This is a genomic window from Pseudoscardovia suis, from assembly GCF_002797875.1.
GTDB lineage: Bacteria > Actinomycetota > Actinomycetes > Actinomycetales > Bifidobacteriaceae > Pseudoscardovia > Pseudoscardovia suis.
This window is the reverse complement of sequence record NZ_PGFC01000003.1, coordinates 166,367-189,017: the sequence shown is the minus strand read 5'-3', so window position 1 is coordinate 189,017 and position 22,651 is coordinate 166,367. Positions and strand designations below refer to the sequence as shown.

Here is a 22,651-nt window from a genome sequence, read left to right as displayed (position 1 = left end):
GGACCAGCGCGCTCGCGTGTGACGCTTTCCGCGACGCTGCGGCGTGAGCACACTTCCGTGGAAGCGGCGCGAGCACAGAAAAAGGCGAGGGAGCGCAGTCCAGGGATTGGCGATAAGGAGACCATAAGAAAGAGACGGGATTGCAAGAAACAGACACGGAGTGGCGGGAAAAGGGAAGAAGAGGAGAGGCAGAAAAGGCTAGAAGGCTAGAAGGCTAGAAAGGCTAGGAAGGCAAGAGGGGAAGAATAGACGAGAGAAGATAATACAGAAAGATGCCAAGCACAAGGAGGTATGAGTGAGGCACAAAAGGAAGAGAAGACCGCATCAGCATCTGTGCGCTCCATGGGCATTCATGACACCGTGTTGAAAACCCTGTGCTTTGCGATGCGTGCATTACTATGAATTCTGTATTGGCTCTACCGCTTCTCGCATTCGACTGACTCGCTCGGCAACGGATGCGAGGCGGCTATCGCGAGGAAGCACAATGGATCATCGGATTCTCATAGGCGTGGTGGCGCTGCTGTTGCTGTGTGCTATTGCCGTGTCCGATGTGCGGTATTTCATCCGGAAGCGCGAGGCTCGGCGTCTGAAGGAGGAGAAGCGCCAACGCGACCGGGCGGCGCACAATCTTCCCCCGTCCTCCAGCAAGCATGGCGCTCATGCGCAGAGGCCTGAGCATGCCCAGCTTGAACGTGTGGCAAGACACGCGCCCGGTAAGGCACCTGATAAAGCAGCGGATAGGGCAATGGATGGCGCGATGACAGGAATGATTCTCGGTGGCCGGCGCCATGACAGTCAGATACAAGACGGTTCACGCATGGGGAACCAGACAGTTGCAGGCCAAGGTCACGAAATCCAAGCATCGGGAACCCGCAGCGGCATTGCGCGCCATGGTGAAGCCAAGCGTGTGCCTGCACATGTGCCGACGACGCAGCAATCGGACAGGCGGATGGTCCAATCCCACGTAGACGAAGGTCGCTCGGGGCGTTTTGGCGGCATGGCGTTGACTCCTCCTGCACCGCCTACCCCTCCGGCTCCATCCGCGCCTCCGGCTCCGCCTGTGCCGTTGACTCGATTCGCTTCGTCGGTTCCATCCGCGCCGTCCGCACCATCCGCACCAATCCAGACTGTACCGCGGCATGGCGCACACATGGCGGAGCAAACGTCAGCGCCGTCTGCAATGGCTGGTTCGCAAACTGGTGCGGCGGCATCGCAAACCGGCGTGCCGTCATCTCGAACTGGCTCTCCGGAGCGTATCCGCGGAAGAATCTGGGGCGACGACATCGACCCTCAGGTTGCAAACAGCATGCTCGGCAACTGGCCTCAGTATCATCGCGAACAGGTCTTGCCAGGGCATTCGGCTTCCGATTGGCCTAAGAACCAGCCCCGTGGGGAGGCAGTGGTCCAAGGATCGTTTGATGCTGATTCGTCGGCAGATCAGGCGGCGCCGCATCGCGCTGTCGACTACGCCATGCCTTCCGGGAATGAGTCTGATGGACAACTCGTACCGCTCATGGTGTCGGGAACGGTCTATGCGGGCGAGATGTGGACGCCGCAGGGGAATGACAACACTGACGCCAATTTGAGTGATGCGTTTGCCGATAGCGCAACTGTGAATGGTGCGAACAGTGGTAGTAATGGCGGTGTTGACGGCAATCGTGAACAGGGCAACGGCATCAGCACGACAGCCCATCAATCGGCTGTTGCGCTCAATTCCTCGAATTATCTCGCCAATGACGAAACTGCGGAAGAAACGATTGCAGATGAGACCACCACGGCCGATGCAATGTCAGGCTATGCACCCTCTGGCAATGCGATTGCTCCCAGCGTCACCCGTGACGGTCAGGCGACCTATGGAATTGATCCACGCATCGGAAGCGCTTCTGCAATCGGAACGCACGAGGACGCTTTGCCAAACGGCACGTCAGCGAATGATACGGCTCTTATGCGCTCTGGGGACGCCGCTGCTTTGCGCATAGATGCGCATTATCGTCTGTCCCATCTGCCAGCGGATTACCACGTGTTCAATGACGTGTCGTTACCGTTGGAAGGCAGGACGCTGGATTTCGACCAGCTGGTGATATCCACCTCTGGCGTGTTCATCGTTTCGTTCATGCCTCTTGATGGCAGCGTTTATGGTGACGGGCGAAGCCCGAACTGGGCTGTCGTGCCTTACGGCTCGCCGGTCACCCCTGATGAGGCGCGCGCCTGCGCGCAGGGTGTGGCGGCGGCCGTTCCTCAGGGCTTGCAGCTCATCGCCAACCCTGCGCGTCGCAACGAATGGCTCGTTGATGGCACGGCACGCATGATGGGCCTGCCCGCCGATGTATTCCACTGCGCGGTGCTTGTGCCTCCCACTGCCCGCCTGTATCTTGACAACGCTGGCCTAGCCATCACGCCCACTCAGGAGACAGGGTGGATTCTATCCACGACGCCATCAGTGCTGGAAGCGGAGTACGTCGCCGATTTGGCAAACGCCCTTGATGAGTACCTGAATGGCTGATTCTCGCTGACTGCGATTCTTGCCGCTTGTTTAATCTCGGCAGGCTAGTCTTGGCGGGTTAATCTTGGCAGGCTGCCGTCACGTCGCCCTTTGCTAGCGCGAGCACTTGGTACGGTTTGAGCGTGCCATCGAACGGCTTGCCGGTGATGAGATCCGCCGTACCGTCGAAGCCTGACAGGGAATCCTCGGCCGCGCTGTTGTGATAGACAAGCGTGACGCTTGCCCCATCGTTCACACGCTCGGCAAGATGCTCCAGTCGCTGGGCGTCGGTCTGAGTGCGATAGGCAAATTCTCGCGGTGTCGCAAGATCGAGGTCATCATCGGTCGCAACCGTGCTCTTCGTGATGGCGATCACGCCCTTGTCGTCATCCGCGAAGGATGAAATGACGGCGCCGGTGCAAATCGCCGGCACACGCTTGCGCAGCTGGATGAGACGGTGATACCAGTCGAACGTCGCGTCATCCTGATGGGCACGGTCCCATGCCATGCCGCGGCGGCAATCCGGATCGTTGTCGCCGGTCATGCCGTATTCATCGCCGTAATACACCATCGGCATGCCAGGGGAGAGCAGCTGGATGCCCACAGCAAGGCGATGTTTGGCATCATCGTCGCCGCACAGCCTCTTGAAACGAGGGGTATCGTGGCTGTCGAGAAGATTCCACATCACCGGCCAGGCATTGGGATGCAGGTTGCCTTTCATGAATCCAATCTGGTCGAGGAACTCCGAGGCAGATATCTCGCCCGATGCCACGAACCGGCGCACCGCCTTGAGGAAGTGATAGTTCATGACGGTATCCCATTCATCGCCCTCGAGGAAGTCGAACGCCGGATGCCACACTTCCGCTCCGATAATCGCTTCAGGATTGGTGTTGCGCACGGCACGGCGCAGACGCTTCCAGAAAACATGGTCGATTTCGTCGCCCACGTCCATGCGCCAACCATCCACGCCTGCTTCTTTGATCCAGTGGCAGACCACGTTGATGAAGTAATCCTGCACTTCGGGGTTCGTCATGTTGAGCTTGGGCATATAGCCGAAGTAGGCGAATGTCTTGTAGTTCGGCGTGCCTGCCGCGTCCTCAGCCTGCTCCGGGGAGTCGATGGGTGTGAGCGGCCAGTCGTCGAGCCAATACCAGTTCCAATACTGTGAATCGCGGCCTTTCTCCAACACATCGCGGAATGCGAAGAAATCGCGGGACGTGTGGTTGAACACGCCATCGAGAATCACCTTGATGTCGCGCTTGTGCGCCTGTTCCACCAGTTCCTTGAGGTCGTCCTCCGTGCCCAGCGACGGGTCGATGTGCAGGTAATCGATCGTGTCATATTTGTGAGGCGAAGGAGAGACGAAGATGGGGTTGAGGTACAGCATGCCTGCGCCGAGTTCCTGAATGTGGGGCAGGGCTTGAATGATGCCTCGCAGGTTCCCACGCAGGTTCATCGTGCCGGTTGCCGGCACCTGATGCCATTGGGGGTTGCGCGAGGCGGTTTCTGCAAGAGCGTCTCGTGCAGCCTGTGCCTCTTCATGCAGGGGTGTTGCGGAAGGAGAGGCTGCGGATGGAGAAACGGCGTCATCGTTGGCGACGGCGAATGCCGTGGGGAACACTTGGTAGATCACACGGTTGCGCGCCCAGGCGGGGGTGTCGAAAAGCATGTCTTCTCGCAGTGTCTGCGGGCAATCGAACATTTTTTCCGGATCTGTCGGAGGCTGGGAAGAGAACTGGTAGTCGCCGTAAAACAGCGTGGAGCCGTCTTTCCCGTGCAGTTCGAAGTAATACCGCAGGCAGATCACGTTGATGTCCAGTTGCACTTCGAAATAATCATGGATGCCGTCAGTGGCGAAACGTCGCATTTCGTAGGAGGCGGCGGTGCTCCAACGTCCGAAGAACGGGAATCCTTGCGGTGGGGATGGCCGTTTCTCCTGCGGCATGCGCAGTCGGTCCTCGCAGTAGTAATGCAAGTATTTGTCTTCCGTGTGCAGCGTCACGGATTCAACGTCATGCGCGCTTGTTTGGATTCTGATTGCGAATCGAGCGAAACCGTCCTCAGGGTTTTTGCTTGACGCGCCGCATGATTTGCTGGTGCTCAGGGCGAAGCAGAAGCGGTGATCCATGTCATGTCGGATTCCGGAAAGATCCATCTTTGGCTCCTTTGGGCTGCATGGTCGCATACGTCATGGTCGCATACGTTTGGTGCTGCGCACGTTTGTGATGCTGCACGAGCATTCGCAGCATTGGTGTGGCATGCAGCATCAGGTATGGTGCGGCATCGGTGTGAAACAGTACCATGATATGTGGCAATCCGCCTGCGCGGCGGTTCACTGTGGCGGTTCACTGTGGCGGTTGTCCGTAAACGGGCACATGTCTCCGTTCGCACGTTCCGAATGAAGGCTGCCTGTGCAATCGTTGTCCACAATCGTCACTGCCATTCACAACTGTCACCGCCGTCTGCAATCGTCACTGCCGTCCGCAACTGCCGTCCGCAACTACCATCCGCAACTTTGTCGCAGCGCACAACTGCCGCCGTTGTGTGGAAAACCGTGATTTTATCCACAACGGCAGCAGAATGTCCACATTCGCGGAAGGGTTTTCCACTTATCCTCAATTTCACACAAGACGTGCACGGGATTTTTCACAATGTCGTAATGTTCCTCAGTACATCGGGTAGGCGCGTAGGTTTGCACTGGAGCACACGCGTCGAAGTGGCAATAGAAAGAGAGGATCCGATGGACGAAGACGAATGCGACCAGTTTGTTTCGTTGGAAAAACTCGTGCGTTGCGATGAGTGTTCGGAATCTTCCTCGGAAGACAGTCACGGATATTACAAGCTGCGCTCGCGTGGCAAAGGCAAGAGGCGGTCTACGTCGAAATTGTTGCGGCCGCGCCGCAGGCCATCCCAGATAATAGCGCCCGCGGGCTGTATGTTCGACAGGGAGGATGGCGTGCCGCCGCAGTTGCGCAGACTGGGATTATGCGAGTGCGACCTGACTCCGCGGGTGCCTTTGGAATCCATGGGGCCTGTGGTGGCGCGCTGTCTTCAGGAAGACCGTGCGACTGTGTTGAGTGCTTATGCGGAGTTTCTGCGGGCAATCGGTGTCAACCCACGGGGAAGAGCGCGGTGCGTTCAGGAGATTGACGCCATCCATGATGCCTTCTTCGATTGGTTCGCCTACGACTACACGTATGCCGATGGGGTGACGGTGTTGGAGAAGTTTCTGATGGAGAACGCAGCGGGGGTGCATCAGCTGACGCATGAACGAGTCAAAGCATTGTGGTCAGTGCTCAATTGTTCCATTGAAGGAGCGTTCCTCGTGGAAAGGGTGATGGCATTCGCGAGGCTCACGATGCTGAGAAGCCTGCAGGATGGTTTCAAGCTGTATGTTGAGGATTCAATGTTGTCTATGAGTTTGCTGGGGTGCGAAAACACGTTTATAGCCGGTCGCTTTACTCAATTCGGTCCGGTGTGGCGTCCTTCCGCCCGGCCGTTTCACATTCCCACGCCGTATCGTTCCGTTGTGCCAGGGGCGATCGATGACATGACGGCGGTGCGTGTGCGCGCACAGAGGTCGCAGCAACGAATGTCGCGCCGCAGAGCGCTTGGTTCCTTTGCCATGCGCGGCACGCATGGGACGCTTTTCGCCGGTGTGCCTGACGCTTTCGTGCCTGATCCCGTAAACAGTGCGTCCTTGGAATGGTTCATGGCGTCGGGGACCTTCGACATCTCGCAGTTTGTGCCGATGATGCCGGTTGATGTCGAAGACGATATCGAAAGCATCGAAGGGACCGGTGGCGATGGTTCGAACAACAGGAAAAGTAAAAGAGGAAAAGGTGCCAGGAAAGCCCCGGCGGATGTGGAGACTGGAGAAGACGCTGAAGGCGACGGGATTCACTCCCGAAGTGACACTGTGCGAGAGGGAACTGCCCGAGAGGGCGCTGTGCGGGAGGGCGCTGCCAAAGGCGAGACTGTCAGGGGGAATACTGCCAAAAGGAACGCTACCCGGGGGCGAAAGACCGGAAGGTCCAAGGGAAAGACTGGGAATTGTGGCAAGCCGCTTTCGGATTGCGATACCTTCGATTGCGATGAGTATGTTGATCTGACTTATCGGATGCCGTTGGCTGATTGCCGGAATTCACACGGGCATATTTGCAATGCCGAGGATCACGTGATCGCTGGAATGAGTTACTTGCAATTGTTGGGGATGGTGTTTTGCGCTCCAGGCGAGGAACCTTACGATCAACATGGTTATGAGTCACGTGATTACATGATGATCTGCAACGAGTTGTTTGACATGGGAATCATGGTTTAGAACAAGCGATGATTGGTATAGGAAGCGCGGATAGGAACAGGGGCAGATGAGGCGGAACGGGTAGAGGCAGATGGAGCTGCGGATAAAATGATTGCGCTCCGATGGCATGGAGTCATCGGAGCGCAATATTATTACTGCTTTCGTCGAACATCGTTCGGCGCAAGCGGAGCAATCACAATGATTTACAGCGTTTCAGGCTTGCCGGGGTGGGCGTTGGTGAAATCTTCGATGGTGAAATCCGTGCCATCGTTCAGATTCACGTGGAAATTGCTGCCCGGAGTAGGCTGATACAGGTTCTCGGCGTTGGTGATGTCGCCACCGTTGTCAAGGAAGAAATCCGCGCCTTCCACACCGGCAGGGATGGTGATGACGGCTGAATAATAGCCGTTGCCCGCCTTGCGCAGAGGGTAGCCAGGGGCGCAGGTCCATCCGTCGAAGCTGCCGCGGATGTAATAAGCCTCCTGCTCCCAGACCGAAGCGTTGAAATAAACCGTGATTGCGCGATCGGAGGAAAGGAATCCGATTCGGTGGTATGCGGGGTACACATCGCGGCTTTCGATGACGCCGGCTTCCACAAGGTCGTGGCTCTTCTTAAGAAGCCAGTTATATGAACGTCCCAAGGCCTTTGCTGCGTCCTTGATGTTCATCTGGGTCGTTAGTGCGTTGATGACTTCCTCATCTGAAACAGGCGCGTTCGTCGATGCTTGTGCTGTGGCTGCTTTTGCCTTTTTTACCATATTTCACTCCCATGAATGCTTCTCAATTGGTCATGGACCTTTCTCGGTCACATCATGTGCTTTCGTAGCATGACAATTGCCACTGTAGCGCGAAAGGGTAACAAGGAGTACTTAGAAGGCAACAGGAAAGTAAACAATGCAACGAAAAATGTGGTCGCACCACAAAATCCGTTGAAGAAAGTGGTGCGACCACATAATTATATGGGGAGAATGGTATGGGCGAATCGACGCCGGCGCTGTGTTCAGTGCAGCGGCGTTTCGAGCAACGCGCGCTCCAAGTCGAGAGCGTTCTTGTCCGGCGACGAATTCATTAATGTCACATGCCCTAGTTCGAAGCCGTGTGAGGGTGCCGATTGTGAACCGTCGTCCTCATCCTCTGGCTGAGGGGCCAGCTTTCCCAAAGATTCCAGCACGACGCCAAGATGTCGCACGGTTCCTTCGTTGCCGTCGACAATCGCCACATTGTCGGGCATGAATTGACGGAAGTACGACCTGTAGAAAATGAAATGCGTGCAGCCAAGCACCACGGAATCGACATGAGCCAGGTCGTATTTGTCGAAGTATCCATGCAAGGTGCGCATCACCAGATCTCGATCGTCGAGTTTGCCGTTTTCCACGATGGTCACCAGGTCGGGGCAGGGTTGCTTTTCAATCGTATGGGAGTCTTGAAAACGTGACATGAGCCGTGCGAACTTACGTTCACGCAAAGTGAGCGGAGTGGCAGCGACAATGACATGCTGGGATTTGCCTTCGCCGCGGTCGCATGCGAGTTTCAAAGCAGGCTCCATGCCGATCACAGGCACGTCATAGCGTTCGCGCATTTGCGTGATGCAAGCGCTGGTGGCCGTATTGCATGCCACGACTAGCGCCTTGGCGCCCATGTCGAGCAGCCTGTCTGCAATGTTGAAACAGTAGCCTTGAATCTCTTCGACTGTCTTGAGACCGTAGGGGGCGTGTGCGGAATCGCCATAGAAAATCACGTTTTCATATGGCATGTCATGGCGTATCTGGCGCACAACGCTGATGCCGCCCATGCCTGAATCAAACACTCCGATTGGTGCGTTGTTGCTCACTGTTGCCTCCTGTTGTCGCGTGTGGCTGCATTCCATGCGTGCACCTGTTGGTGATATGCGACGTATGCACAAGCGGATGTGCGATTGTGCGTCTGACGAGTCCGTTGCGTGTTCGGTATGGTAGACGATGGGTTCGCCATTGTCTTCTGTGGAATTGTGTATCTCTGCCAAGCCTGTTGCATGGCGGGTGCGTGTATTTGCGCTGGACTGTGTTTGCCGTGCGCTGAACGGCGCTTGTGCTGGACCACATTTTCTCTGCGCTGAGGGTGCCTTGCGTTTGTGGTACGCAGCGTTGCCGATGCACGTCACAAACGCAATCGCTTATGTCCCTCTGCTGTCTTCCGCTGTCCTCCGTTGTTATTTTCCGCTGTCCGTTGTTGCTATTCACCGTTGCTGTCAGCCTTCGGTGACCGGTTGGTGGTGTGTACCGCAAGGGTAGTTTGCGCAGTGAAATGATGCTGTTGATGACGCTGTGGTGCACATCGTTGATGACGTTGCACACCACAGCACGGCGGTGGGCATTGGCTGGATTCTTGAAAAGGAACCGAGGGAACTTGGGGCAGGCAATCTTCTTCAGGAAAGGAAGTCTTCGATCGCTTGCGCGTCGCTGTATCCCTGACGGTACATCATCGCCATTCCCTCCTTCGTGCGTTTCAGCGTATCGAGTCCATAGAGCTTGCGCGGGGCAAGGATTAGCACTCGCCCTGACTTCTCCCACATGCGCGCCTGTGTCGATTCGGAATTGTAGGTGCGTGCGCGGTACCACATGGAACGGGCTGCGTTGGGATATGTGCGGCTGAGGATTCTCGCCGGGAGCTCGTCCTTTTTCTGCGGGCGGATCCATGCCTTGGGGTGCGTAAGAACGATGATGATCCGGTCGCATCCGCCTTCATAGGCCTTGCGCCAAGGGATGGGGTCAGCGATTCCTCCATCGAAGTAGGGCACTCCGTCAACCACGTAGGGATGGTTGACGACGGGAACTGCGCTTGAGGCCTTACAGATGGCGTAATCATCCTGCCTCATGCGGCTTTTGGGGAAATAGTGGGCTTTGCCTGTGGTCGCGTCCGCCGCAACCGTGGTGAAATCCGTCGGGTTTGATTGGAATGCGTCAAAGTCGAGCGGATACTCGCCATCGTGGTTCGAAAGGACACTGTAGATGTAATCGAGATTGATGAAATCGCCGGTCTGTCGGAAGTTATACCAGCTGGCGTATTCACGGCGGAACGAATATTCCATGTAGAACTTGTAGGAACGCTGGTATTGCCCGGCGAGGAAGGAAGCGAGATTGGCGCTTCCGGCGGACACCCCATAGCAATGGTTAAAGGTAATGCCGTGTTTGAGGCAGAAATCGTCGATTCCGGTTCCATATACCGCGCGGTATCCGCCGCCTACATCGATCAATGCGGTCTTCATGCTTTTCTCTATCTCCTGGTTGCGCAATGGTCACGGGTATGCGCATAACCCGGTTGTCTCGTTCAAGTCTAGCGGCATCGAGGGCGCGTGTGGTTGATTGCATGTGCCGGTGATGGTGCTGCGCAGGAGAAGAACCTTCTCTTTGTGTCGCGCCGTGTCTTCCCGCTGCGCCTGTTTTCGTGAAGAAGCGCGCATGTGCCAGAAAGGATGGGAAATAATGAAAGAATCGTTTCGCTATGGGCTCAAAGGGTGCTCGCCCCGGAATTGCTGGGGCTGCGGCGTACTATGGGTCGCATGACGATTCCACGCACTGTATATAAAGGGCACGGTACGGCTAATGATTTCGTGCTGTATGCCGATCCCGATGGAAGCCTGCAGCCGTCGGATGGGGAGATTCGTTTTCTGTGCGACCGGCACAAGGGCTTGGGAGCCGATGGTTTGCTCAGGCTCGTTCCCACGCGTTTCTACGCGAGCATACCTCAGCTCGAGGCTCAGGAAGCCGAAAGGCTTATCTCGCAGGGCGCCGAATGGTTCATGGACTATTACAACGCCGATGGAAGCGTCGCAGAGATGTGCGGCAATGGTTCGCGGGTCATTTCACTGTTCGCAAAACGGTTGGGATATTGGGATAGCACCGCCCAGCACACATTCGTGTTGGGCACGCGAGCCGGCGTGAAGCGCTTGGATTTCCTAGGGGAAGTCGAAGGGCTGGGTCGTAACGTGCTTCATGTCGATATGGGACCGTGGTCGAAGGGCGATGACGGGAGATTCCGCGTCTCCCTTGCCAACACTCCGGGCAGCGTACGAGGAACGTACGTCAACATGGGCAATCCCCATGTGGTGTGCCTTGTGGATGACTTGTCGGGTCGAATCGGCGGTGTTGATACCGAATTGCCAGGCGTGGAAGCCCTAGACCTGTCCCGTCCGCCCATCGTGCAGCCGCCGCTGGAAAGTGGACAGAATGTGGAGTTCGTGCGTCTTGAAAGTATCAGAGAAGACGAACGTGGCTACGCATACATGCGTGTGAATGAACGGGGCGTTGGTGAAACGATGTCCTGCGGCACAGGATTGTGCGCCACGGCGGTTGTGCTCTCGTCGAAGACGGGCGTGAATGAGTGGTATATCCGCATTCGCGGAGGCGTGGTGAAGGTGAAAGTGACTCCTTCGAGTGTGGAACTCACCGGTGATGCCAGGATCATCGGCAAAGTCGAGTTCCTTGATGATGCGAATGCCCCGTCTGTCCATTTCCGCTGACAGTCAGGATGACAGTCAGCGGGGCGGTGCGCATCATCAGCCATGATGCTTGTGCAGATGGCCCAGACTTGGATTCATCAAGTCCGGGCCATCTGCATTTTTCATCGGTATATTTCGGTTTCGTCCCGGTGCGGTCCTCGGATGTTTGTTGGGTGTTTTCGTTCGTCGTTAGCGCCTGAAGCGATGGAATGCTACTGCGATGGCATTGTGACGACATGACAAGACGAGAGGCCGATGCAGGTCATGAGAAAATAGCGGACCCATCCACAGCAAGGATGACGGCGACAATGGCCACGATCCACACCACATCCACCAACAGGTCCGCGCCAAGCCGGTAGTAGGTGGCGAGCTTGCGCGGGTGGCGCGGCAGCCCTTGTACCGTAACTGTTGCGTGGGAAAGTGCCATGAACTGAATGGTCGTTGAGAACATCAGAAGGATGCACCACGGGCACAAGGCGTTAATGACGAACAAGGACTGTGAGAGCAACCAATATGCATACAGCAGCGCTGCCAAGTTTCCCAGCCAGGCGCATAGCGCGAACCAGCGTGGGAAGATCACGCGAGAGAGTCCAAGAACGGCGATTGTGATGAACACGGATTCCGCCGCGATGCCGAAATACGCGTTGGGGAAGCTGAGGTTGCCCAGCTTGATGATTTCCGCCTGCCATGATTGTGCCACGGTGGAGCAGGAGACTTTTGCATTGAGGTCGCAATCGAGCAGCACGTCAGGATGCCTCGCGGAATACAATGCGTCGGCGGAAAGTATGAACGAGGCGATGATAGCGGCGAGGCTTGCCAGCAGGTGTAGTAGGTATAGCCATGTCGAACGGTGACGCCACCCAGTGGGCATGGGGTGTTCCTCAAGGCTTGCCGCATCATCCTCCGCCCAATCCTCGTCACTGTCGCTTTCTGCGGTTCGTGACTCTTCGACAGGTTTTTTTGATGCTGCGGATGACGGTGTCAAAGCGGTGCTGCGGTGGTGTGACATACAAACCTCGCTGTTTCGTATTGTTCGTTTACCTTTTACACAGTAGCCTATGCCGCCCCGGTGGTTCATGACGCCGGTTGGAACAAACAGGGGTTTGGCCGGCGGTGTTGCGCAACGGTATGAGGGCGAGGCGCAATGGACACGGCGGTGTTGCCCAACGGCACGAGGGCGAGGCGCATGGCAGTGAAGCGCAACACAAGTAGGTGATTAGCTGGAGGCATGCGCATGCATTGCGTGCGGTTGCGTGGTGAATGAGGCCACTGCCGACTTTGGAGAGGAAGCCTCACGCTACGATGGGTGGCATGCTCGAGAACGAAGATACGAAACGCCTTGGTAAGGCAGGCATCGAAGAGGCGCCGGTGCGCGGATGGGATCTGCACTGCCACACGCGTTTTTCCGATGGCACCAAGACGCCTGAGGAATTCATCGCCGAAGCGCGGGAACTGGGCTTGCATGGTGTGGCTATCACAGATCATGATACTTGGAACGGCTGGGATCGGGCGGTGCAAGCTGCACGCCAATATGGCATGCCGTTGGTTCGCGGCACTGAGATAACCGCTCACGTCGATCATACGAGTGTTCATATGCTTGCGTACCTTTACAATCCCGATGATAAGGGGCTTGCGCGCATGTTCGCGGATACGCGGGCGGCGCGATTGGCAAGAGTGCAGGAGATGGTGGAACGAATCTCGCAGGATTATCCCCAGATCACTTGGGAGTCGGTTCGTGCACAGGTGCGCGAGGGCACGCAGACCACAGTCGGACGCCCTCATATCGCAGATGCATTGGTTGCAGCAGGAATCTGTTCATCGCGCTCGCAAGCATTCGCAACAATAATCGCAACCACCAGCAAGTATTACATCCATGTGCCTTCGCCGACGCCGGTGCAGGTGGTTCAAACAGTCAAACGAGCCGGTGGGGTAGTGGTGCTCGCACATGCTGGCGATCGCTCGCGAAATAAGTATCTGCTTTCCGATGATCGAATTATTGAACTTATCGATGCCGGGCTGGATGGCATCGAGATATGGCATCGGGGCAATGATCCTGACCAGCGTGTGAGGCTTGCCGAATTTGTGCAGCGCTATGGATTGCTCGCTACAGGCGGCTCGGATTGGCATGGTGCTGGCAAACCGAATCTGCTGGGAGAAAACCTTACGCCGGACGCCACCGTCAAATTGCTATGCGAAGGGCGCTTCCTTTCAGTCGTATAAGTGCATATGAGCATTGGTGACTATTAGTGTTTGGTTCGGTCACCTGACAGTGGATATCGGTACTTGATTGCTTGGCGTTCCGTTGTATGACACTTGAAACGTTTGCGCCTGTTTCTTGACGCCAGGACGCAATGTGCGGTTAGGTGCAATAGTGAGGCAAGGCGCGAAGCTGACACCGGGTGCGTTGATGTTAAGACGCAAGGGCGTGGCATGCATACGCCTTCATTGCAGCACGGCATATAACGCACAAAATATAAACATGCAAAGCGCCTGACGACGTGCAATCGAGGCGGTGATGTTACGCACGCGTCGGGTATGCATGTCGTCAGGCGCTTAATCGCTGGCTAACCTGGCACAACGTTGCCATGCGATGCGCCAGGTTAGCCAGCGATTGATGCGGAGAACTGTTCCGGTCGTTTTATTCAGCGGTTTGCAGTTCGGCGCCCTCGAGGTCGAAGTCGGACATGTGGTAGCTCTTGATCGTCGGATCCTCGTACGTGTTCTTGTAGTAAGTGTCGGTCTTTGCCGAGAAGCCGCTCGTATAGATGGTCTTCTCGTATTGGCCATTGCTCATGAGTGCGCAGCCGTCCACCATCGATGCGGAATCGAGAGTGTGGAACAGACGGGACACGTTCGCTTCTTCGGTTTGCTGTGCCGGATAATGCGCGTTCGTATATGCTGCGCGCACAAAGCGGGACGGAGAGCTGTAATCGCCTGGGATGCCACGCATGCCTGAGCCGGAGCCCCATGCGCTGAGTTCCTGGGTTCCCCACTTGACCGGTTCGGGAACTCGCGGGTCCATGCTCAGGTAGTTGCGCAGGTTCTCGGTATGCCAGTCGAAGGTCGGCTGGTTGGCGAGCACGTCGACGCCGTCATGATGCACATGGATGCCATCCGCCATCACTTCGATCACTATGCTGCGCTTGCCGTCGCCGACAATCCAATGCAGGAATGAAACGGGATATTGGTCGTTGACTTGCTTGGCAACCACCGTAACATTCTTCAAAGCTTCCTCAACCTCATCGACCGTGGAGAAGCTGCGGGCGATCCAGAAGGGCAGTTCGTAGGCGGCAACGTTGATGGTGCCGTCAACCGGGGCGTCGGCGTACTGAGCGTATCCAGGGAAGTTCAGTCCTGCGACAGCCAGCCCCTCGTCATTTGCGCAGTCGAAGTACATCGGCATGCCTTCGACGATGATTCCCACGCCCATGACAGGCTTGGGGTCGGCGACAGTCGCATTGAACGCGACCGGCGCCTGGTATCCGCGTGGGGTCACAACGATTTTCTCGCCGTACGAGAACGACCAATCGAGATTGCGGCCGAAATACATATTTCCATTGTCATCGGCAAAGCGAACGCCAGTGCACATGTTACTTACTCCTTACTTAATTCTCCTTGAGGAGCTTGCGGATTGTTCAAGAGCGGAGTCGTTTTTCTTCCCTGCGCATCTGCGGTGGTGTTGCAGCATGACCTCCGCTGATTTTGCGGGGTGGGGAACCGCGCCACGAGTCGTGTGGGCGTTGTCACCTGTTATCCGGTGCCGCTCTTTCGCAATGCGCGTTATTAACCTTTCACCTCATATCATAAACCTTCGCGCATGTGTTCTCGGAGGTGTTCTGCCATGCATCCATGGGAGGTTTGCCTTGGTATTGCAAGGAAAAAGGAAGGACAGCGACTGTGGATGGAACAAGGGATTCTTGTGAAAACGGCAGGATATTCACAGGGAATTCATAGATTGTGGACGAGCCGGTGTGGACTGGACGGAGATGGAATCAGGATCGAATTGAGTAGATGCGAGGGACCTGTCGCTCGCATTCTTTAGCGGTTCTATGGGTGTAATCGGGCTTGACTTGGGTTGAGGAGTGAGGCGGCGAGCCAGTGCGGATGGAACGGAGTGGGCGCATATTGGGGCGAACGGAATGAGGCTGCGCGGCGCGGGGTGCGGGAACGCAGGGTATGGGAAGGTGAGATGCAGGATGGGTGGGGCACGGAGGTGCGAAGCATTGGAAGGGCGAGATATGGGAGCGGTGGGGCACGGATGGGATGAGGTGTGGAAGTGCGAGGTGTGGGGCGAGGTGAGATACGGAAGTGGTGGGGCACGGGATTAGATGAGGTGCGGAAGTGCGAAGCATTGGAAGGGCGAGATATGGGAGCGGTGGGGCACGGATGGGATGAGGCACTGAAATGCGAGATGTGGGGCGAGGTGAGATATGGAAGTGATGAGGCGTGGGGTAGTGCGAGATGAGGAAGTGGCGAGGCGCTGCGACCGAAACAAGGTGTGAAGGTATGGGAATGCGGGCGTGCCGGATTGTGGTGCGTGGACTATGCGGTTTTGAGAGATTTTCCTGAGAGCGAATAGAATCATGGATGTTGGCACTCTCATACGTGGAGTGCTAATGTCACAGTTAGCACTCGAGAAGAGAGAGTGCCAACGAGAGCTGACGCTCGTCGGTGCTTCCCAATCGAGTGGAATGAACGAAAATACGGCCATCCTTTTTGGAGGAAAAACATGGCAAAGATCATTTCTTATGACGATGAAGCTCGCCAGGGCATGCTTGCCGGTCTTGATAAGCTTGCCGACACTGTGAAGGTCACCCTTGGTCCGAAGGGACGCAACGTCGTGCTTGACAAGACGTATGGCGCTCCGACGATCACCAACGATGGTGTCTCCATCGCCAAGGAGATCGACCTCGAGGATCCGTTTGAGCGCATCGGTGCCGAACTGGTCAAGGAAGTCGCCAAGAAGACGGACGATGTCGCAGGCGACGGTACCACCACCGCTACGGTGCTTGCACAGGCTCTGGTGCACGAAGGCCTGAAGAATGTCGCCTCCGGCGCCAACCCGATTGCGCTGCGTCGCGGTATTGAGAAGGCCACCGAAGCCATCTCCAATGAGCTGAATGCGGAATCCCGCACTGTTGAGACCAAGGATCAGATTGCTGCCACGGCAACGATTTCCGCTGCTGATCCTGAGATTGGTGAGAAGATCGCCGAAGCCATCGAAAAGGTTGGCCAGGATGGCGTCATCACCGTCGAGGACAACAACAAGTTCGGTCTTGATCTCGAATTCACCGAGGGCATGCGCTTCGACAAGGGCTACATCTCCCCGTACTTCGTCACCAACGCCGAAGACCAGACCGCAGTTCTCGAAAATCCTTACATCCTTCTGACCTCTGGCAAGGTTTCCAGCCAGCAGGACATCGTGCACATCGCCGAGCTCGTCATGAAGACTGGCAAGCCGCTGCTCATCGTGGCTGAGGATGTGGACGGCGAGGCTCTGCCGACCCTGGTTCTCAACAAGATTCGTGGCACCTTCAATGCAGTGGCTGTCAAGGCTCCGGGCTTTGGCGATCGCCGCAAGGCAATGCTGCAGGATATGGCAATCCTCACCGGCGGCCAGGTCGTCTCCGATGAGCTGGGTCTCAAGCTCGATTCCATCGACGAGACCGTACTCGGCCGCGCTGCTAAGGTCATCGTCTCCAAGGACGAGACCACGATTGTTTCGGGCGCTGGCTCCAAGGAAGACGTCGAGGCTCGTGTCTCCCAGATTCGCGCCGAAATGGCCAACACTGATTCCGACTACGACCGTGAGAAGCTTCAGGAGCGTCTCGCCAAGCTTGCTGGCGGCGTTGCCGTCATCAAGGTGGGCGCTGCAACTGAAGTCGAGGCTAAGGAGCGCAAGCACCGCATCGAGGATGCTGTGCGCAACGCTAAGGCCGCTGTTGAGGAAGGCCTGCTGCCCGGCGGTGGCGTGGCTCTGATTCAGGCTGCTGCAGCCGCTGAAAAGAAGACCCAGCTCGAAGGCGACGAGGCGACTGGCGCAAGCATCGTGCTGCGTGCTGTCGAGGCTCCTATCAAGCAGATCGCTGAAAACTCCGGTCTGTCCGGTGATGTCGTGATCGACAAGGTTCGTAATCTTCCTGCAGGCTATGGTCTCAACGCTGCAACTGGCGAATATGAGGATCTGTTCAAGGCCGGTGTCACCGACCCGGTCAAGGTCACTCGTTCCGCTCTGCAGAACGCAGCCTCCATCGCTGGTCTGTTCCTGACCACCGAGGCCGTTGTTGCCAACAAGCCGGAACCGCCGGCAGCACAGGGCGCTCAGAACCAGGATATGGGCTACTGATTCAGACGAGCACCAGGTAATGGTGCCTGATCTCTGAATTGCTCCCAGCATTCGGATATTCCTGCCACTGACAGTCATGAGAATCCCAACACAGGGGTTCCTCTCACACTGACAGTGCAGGAATCCCGATGCTGGGATTTTTGTTTTTCGCGAGGCATGTTGGGTTTCTGGATTTGCATTCTGGTTTGGATTGCGCTTTGACTGTTGGATTGTGCTCTGACTGTCGGATTGCGCTCTGTCCGTCGGTGTAACACTTGTATCGTGCCTTGCATGTCGATATACCGCTCGGGCTTTGATGATGGCACGATGCTGGGCCTCGATGATGGCCATGCTATTGATATTGATGTTTAAGAAGTCCCATCATCTCGCAGCTTTGACAGCTGTGTTTGCCACGACGCGTAATCGGTGAGATTCCTCATCATGTGATATGTGCGATGCCCGTCGGGTGACAGGTGCTTCGCATCTGTGTACTTGGATGTTGTGCTTGGTGTTTTGCTTGGTGAAGGCCATTCATGCCGTGCAGGATTTGATGGGGGTGCTTCGCATCTGTGCGCTTGGATGTTTTGCCTGGGTGTATGTATTCGGAATCTTTGCTTGGGTATCTATCTGTGTTTGGGGATTTTGTTTGTGTGTCTGTGCCCGGTGTCTGTGCCCGGTGTCGGTGCTCGGTGTCGGTGTCTGTGTTCGGGTGTCTGTGCTTGATGTCCCATTGCTTGGTAGCCACATGCAGAGATGCTTATGGTGTCCGTCCATGTCGGCGTGGCCTGACATGCGTATTGACTTTTCGCGTGCGCCTTGTAAGTGCTGACTTTTCGTGTGCGGGCATGGGAAAGTCCTCCCGGCGAAAAGGATACCGTGGATTTCGCCAGGAGGGTGTGCATCATGCGATGCGGGGAACGGAATTAAGCCCCGGATTTGTGCGAAGGAAAAGAGAGGAGTCCACGGTCGATCCGGGGCTCGCAATGGAATCTGTTGTTATGGAATATGCCGTGATGGAATCTGCCTAGGATTGATTCCATCTGCAGCGCCATCCAATGAATGAACAATCGTCGTGAGGGTTCATCAACTGGACCGTCTGCCTGTGGCATATATGGGTGGTTGGCATCCGCCCAGCGGCATTGGGCGGCGCCGACTCATGGTGTGCAGTCGCGGCACATCATGCTGTGAGCCATGATGCTTGCGTTGCGGCGTGTCATGATGCAAACAGGCGAGAAGCTTGCATCTCGGCTTCTGAATACACCGACGATGCGCGGCTCAGCGCATTCTGAATGCTTTCGAGTGATGCTTCCATCTGCTGCTGTGCGGAACGCCATTGGGTCATGAGGCTGCCAAATTGGTTGGCGGCTCCACCTCGCCAGACGCTTTGCAGCTGGGTGAGATTGGAATACATGCCGTTGACCGAGGAGCGGATTTGCGCAACGGACTGTTGCACTGCGGCGCTCGACGTCTGGATCTGTTCCGAATCGACTTGATACTGAGGCATTGCTGTCACCTCCTTCCGGGGTCGTGGGTGGGTGTTCGTTTGGATATGTCCCGCCCCGTGCACTGGGCGGATTGTCATGACGTTTGCGACGATACGTCATGCGTGCGCTGTCTCCGCGGCATTTTGACAAATGTGGACCGTCATGGAACGTTCGGATTGGGACGATGTCGTCGGATCGTTGGGAATCAGGGATTATGGCGATGTGATTTCACTCGTTGACCTATGTCCACACCATGGCAGCGTTTCAGCAAACCTTTTGCTTGCGGTAAGGCAACCGTGTCACAGTGCAAAGGGAAATAAAAGATTTGCTAAAGATGCAGGATGTTTTCAGGAAAAAATCAGGCTATAATGCCATGCTTTCAAACATGGCAAAGAATTTGGAAGCGACCATTGTTGTAGTTGATGACGAGCCCTCGATACGAGAGTTGCTATCGGCTTCGCTGCATTTCTCGGGGTTTGAAGTCAAGACAGCTGCCTCCGGTGGTGAAGCCCTTGAGGTCATTCGTGACGCCAATCCTGATCTGATCATCATGGATGTCATGCTGCCTGATATCGATGGCTTCACCGTGACCCGCCGCATTCGTCAGGAGGGAATGGAAGCGCCGGTTCTCTTCCTGACCGCTCGCGATGACACCCAGGACAAGATCATGGGCCTGACTGTTGGCGGTGACGACTATGTGACGAAGCCGTTCTCCCTTGAAGAAGTCATTGCTCGCATCAGGGCGATTTTGCGACGCACGAAGGGCGAGGATGAAGAGGATCCCATCATTCGTGTGGCGGACCTCGAAATCAACGAGGACAGCCATGACGTCACCCGCGCGGGGCAGGAGATCGATCTGAGCCCCACGGAATACAAGCTGCTCCGCTATCTCATGGACAATGAGGGCAGGGTGGTCAGCAAGGCTCAGATTCTTGACCATGTGTGGCAGTATGACTGGGGCGGGGATGCGGCAATCGTGGAGTCCTACATCTCGTACCTGCGTAAGAAAGTCGATGGCATCACGGTCGATGGCAAGAAGGTCACGCCGCTCATCCAGACCAAACGAGGAATCGGCTACATGATTCGCGCACCACGTTCCTCCTCAGCCAAGTAATGCGCATGATAGTTAAATAACAGGCGGTTGTCCCGCGATTCATTTGACTGGATTCCGCTGACCGGACTCCATGCGCATGGCTTCCAATCCTCATGTGCTTACAATGCATAATGGATTCGCGGGCGGGATTTTTACTCGGTTCTGATTTACGTGGTTTGCAGCTGCGGTTGCCAGTTTCGCCGACATATGTCGAGCCGGAGGAGGAATACATGACGCCACAATCGGTGAAGGAATCGCTGAGTGCACAGGCTGGGGGATCGTCATGCACATTGCGTTGAACTCCGGCAGCAAGCAACCTCCACGTCAGGCGCCCCAGCATCCGAATAAGGCACAAGACGCCACTGGAAACAATCCACAGGAGCCCAAGCGCACGTCTGGCTTGCAAAAGATGCGCCGTGGAATGTCGTTGTCGTTCCAGCTGGCGTCCATCGTCATTCTCGTGGTGATGTTGGCGGAATGCGTGCTTGGCGCTGCGGTGCGGCAATTGGTTCAGCAGTACATCCTTGAGAAAACCGATACCCAGTTGTCGCAGCAAGCCCAGCTTGTTTTTGACAATTACAAGCAGGTCGTTGGCAGTGCACCCGGCCAACGCAATTACTCGCCGACCGATTACTTTCTGCAAATCCGCGACACTGACGGCGATGTATTGTCGACAATGCGCCCCATGCTTCGCGATGGGGTGATCAGTGAACCCAATCTGGATTCGATAGACCTTTCCGCTGTCGAATACAGCCAGCCTTTCACCGTTTCGGCTACAGTGACGATACCCGCAGGCACTCAAGTGGCTTCAAAGGACCTCAAAAGTGCCAACCGGGACTGGAGAGTGGAGGCGTTCCAGATTGTCGAGACGGCCACACGAGCCTCCGGATCGTCAAGTTCCTCTTCATCGTCCGACCAAGGTACGGATCCTTCAGGCGGTACCGTGGTTGGCGTGGCGTATATCGGCATGTCCCTGCGGGATATGTACGAGACGACGGATATGGTGACGCAATACTTCCTTATCGCTGGAATTTGCACTCTCGTCGCAGCCGGTGTGCTCGCGGCAATGTTCGTGCGTAATACATTGATGCCACTCAAGCGAATGGAGAAAACAGCGGCGAAGATCGCTGCAGGCGATCTTTCCGAACGAGTGCCTCAGCTGCCATCTAATACAGAAGTGGGTTCCCTCGCGCTGTCGCTCAACAAAATGCTGTCGCAAATAGAACGAAGCTTCAAAGAGCAAGAGCAGACCACGGAGAAAATGAAACAGTTTGTCTCCGACGCCTCTCATGAGTTGCGCACCCCATTGGCGACGATTCATGGATACGCGGAGTTGTATAAGATGCAGCGTCGCGCTGAATCGGATGACCTTGATTCGGCGCTGGAACATGCTGACGATGCCATCGATCACATCGAGACGTCGAGCGAAAGGATGTCATCGCTTGTCGAAGACCTGTTAGCCCTTGCCCGTTTCGATGAGGGGCGTGGCATTGACATCCACCAAACCGTGCAGGTGGATGAGCTCATACGCGAATCCGCAGAAGACATCCACGCACTCGATCCTGAGCGATCGGTACGGCTGGGCGGCGTGACTGTGACAAGGCAGGCCGAATCCACACACGACGGCGCAATGAATTCGCATGATGCCAAGGCTGATGCGACCGGTCTTTCCACCGATTCTGCGATTGGTACCACAAGCGACGTGGATAACAAGACGGCCAAGGCGCAGGATGGCGACACTGGTCAACATGGCGGCGTCTCTTGGAACTTCACCGTGAACGATGACACCCTCGGTTCGGTGGCGATAAAAGGCGATCCTATGCGCATGCACCAAGTGCTGACGAATATCATCGGCAACATTCATCGCTATACGCCTCAGGACTCCCCGGTTGAATTCGGCGCATGCATTGTCCGATCTGCCTATGCCCGCGATTTGGCGCAGCTTCCCAGCACCCAGGATTCTTTGCATGATTTTATGCAATCCGTAGGGGTGAACGTGGATTCCACGGATGGACCAGCGCAGGCTGCCGCTTTCCGTTCGCGGCTCGACGGGTCAAAGAATCCATCCCAGTCCGCTGACTCCCAGTCCCGAGATAATCGGAAGGGCAGAAAAACACAAGGAAAAGAGAAAGGGGAGGAATCCCAGTCGCGTGAATACGCTGTGGTCGTTGTGAGCGACCACGGTCCCGGGATGCGTCCTGACCAGCGTGACCGCATTTTTGAACGGTTCTACACTGCAGACCCCTCGCGTGCGCGACTCAAGGGCGGTACCGGATTGGGCATGTCCATTGTGCAGTCCGTTGTCCATGCGCATCATGGCCTCATCTGTGCAACGCAGACACCAGGGGGCGGATTGTCGTATTCCATCATTCTTCCCCTTGACACATCGGGTCCAGACCAGATTGATGGTGCCCCAACGGCATAAGCCCTTGAAGCTATTCATGCATAGGGCCGAACGCAATCGTGTTCGGCCATAACGAAAGCGTGGGT

14 protein-coding genes are annotated in these 22,651 nt (G+C 56.1%); 7 read left to right on the top strand and 7 right to left on the bottom strand.

The annotated features are described in order from the left end of the window. The first annotated feature begins 1,150 nt into the window (after positions 1-1,150). Positions 1,151-2,503, top strand: a complete 1,353-nt coding sequence (locus CLV65_RS05020; protein WP_100346277.1) for a nuclease-related domain-containing protein — start codon at positions 1,151-1,153, stop codon at positions 2,501-2,503. A gap of 58 nt (positions 2,504-2,561) precedes the next feature. On the opposite strand, the gene CLV65_RS05015 is transcribed toward CLV65_RS05020, so the two are convergent. Then, on the bottom strand, positions 2,562-4,637 hold the full coding sequence (locus tag CLV65_RS05015) for a glycoside hydrolase family 13 protein (protein ID WP_158216091.1): 2,076 nt from the start codon (positions 4,635-4,637) through the stop codon (positions 2,562-2,564). A gap of 585 nt (positions 4,638-5,222) precedes the next feature. On the opposite strand from CLV65_RS05015, the gene CLV65_RS05010 reads away from it, so the two are divergent. Beyond that, positions 5,223-6,803, top strand: a complete 1,581-nt coding sequence (locus tag CLV65_RS05010) for a hypothetical protein (RefSeq protein WP_094690851.1) — start codon at positions 5,223-5,225, stop codon at positions 6,801-6,803. A 182-nt stretch (positions 6,804-6,985) separates the two neighbouring features. Here CLV65_RS05010 and CLV65_RS05005 read toward each other — a convergent pair whose 3' ends face one another. The 3 genes from CLV65_RS05005 to CLV65_RS04995 form a co-directional block, all read right to left on the bottom strand. Next, a complete protein-coding gene (locus tag CLV65_RS05005; protein ID WP_144441855.1) occupies positions 6,986-7,540 on the bottom strand; it encodes a hypothetical protein in 555 nt (184 codons plus the stop codon). Between the two features lie 242 nt (positions 7,541-7,782). Beyond that, positions 7,783-8,613 carry a glutamate racemase gene (gene murI, locus CLV65_RS05000; protein WP_094690849.1) on the bottom strand — a complete coding sequence of 277 codons (831 nt, stop codon included), beginning with the start codon at positions 8,611-8,613 and terminating at the stop codon, positions 7,783-7,785. Between the two features lie 573 nt (positions 8,614-9,186). Then, positions 9,187-10,026: a patatin-like phospholipase family protein gene (locus tag CLV65_RS04995; protein WP_094690848.1), complete on the bottom strand. Its 840-nt coding sequence runs from the start codon at positions 10,024-10,026 to the stop codon at positions 9,187-9,189. Between the two features lie 294 nt (positions 10,027-10,320). On the opposite strand from CLV65_RS04995, the gene dapF reads away from it, so the two are divergent. Further along, entirely contained in the window at positions 10,321-11,280 is a 960-nt protein-coding gene (gene dapF, locus CLV65_RS04990) for a diaminopimelate epimerase (RefSeq protein WP_094690961.1), read from the top strand. Between the two features lie 241 nt (positions 11,281-11,521). Here the strand turns inward: dapF and CLV65_RS04985 are convergent, their stop codons facing one another. Next, on the bottom strand, positions 11,522-12,130 hold the full coding sequence (locus tag CLV65_RS04985; protein ID WP_094690847.1) for a vitamin K epoxide reductase family protein: 609 nt from the start codon (positions 12,128-12,130) through the stop codon (positions 11,522-11,524). Positions 12,131-12,570: 440 nt separating this feature from the next. Between CLV65_RS04985 and CLV65_RS04980 the strand changes: the two genes are divergently transcribed. Further along, positions 12,571-13,479 carry a PHP domain-containing protein gene (locus CLV65_RS04980; protein WP_094690960.1) on the top strand — a complete coding sequence of 303 codons (909 nt, stop codon included), beginning with the start codon at positions 12,571-12,573 and terminating at the stop codon, positions 13,477-13,479. 418 nt (positions 13,480-13,897) lie between these two features. Here the strand turns inward: CLV65_RS04980 and bsh are convergent, their stop codons facing one another. Next, the gene (bsh, locus tag CLV65_RS04975) at positions 13,898-14,848 is read right to left on the bottom strand and encodes a choloylglycine hydrolase (protein ID WP_094690846.1); all 951 of its coding nucleotides are present in this window, start codon (positions 14,846-14,848) and stop codon (positions 13,898-13,900) included. Positions 14,849-15,988: 1,140 nt separating this feature from the next. Between bsh and groL the strand changes: the two genes are divergently transcribed. Continuing rightward, positions 15,989-17,605, top strand: a complete 1,617-nt coding sequence (gene groL / locus CLV65_RS04970) for a chaperonin GroEL (protein WP_094690845.1) — start codon at positions 15,989-15,991, stop codon at positions 17,603-17,605. A gap of 1,192 nt (positions 17,606-18,797) precedes the next feature. Here groL and CLV65_RS04965 read toward each other — a convergent pair. Beyond that, entirely contained in the window at positions 18,798-19,088 is a 291-nt protein-coding gene (locus CLV65_RS04965) for a WXG100 family type VII secretion target (protein WP_094690844.1), read from the bottom strand. A 365-nt stretch (positions 19,089-19,453) separates the two neighbouring features. Here CLV65_RS04965 and CLV65_RS04960 point away from each other — a divergent pair, with 365 nt between their 5' ends. Together CLV65_RS04960 and CLV65_RS04955 are read left to right on the top strand one after the other, a co-directional pair. Beyond that, positions 19,454-20,182, top strand: a complete 729-nt coding sequence (locus tag CLV65_RS04960; protein WP_094690959.1) for a response regulator transcription factor — start codon at positions 19,454-19,456, stop codon at positions 20,180-20,182. A 262-nt stretch (positions 20,183-20,444) separates the two neighbouring features. Further along, complete coding sequence (locus tag CLV65_RS04955) at positions 20,445-22,586, top strand: sensor histidine kinase (RefSeq protein WP_094690843.1); 2,142 nt, start codon at positions 20,445-20,447, stop codon at positions 22,584-22,586. Positions 22,587-22,651: the final 65 nt, after the last annotated feature.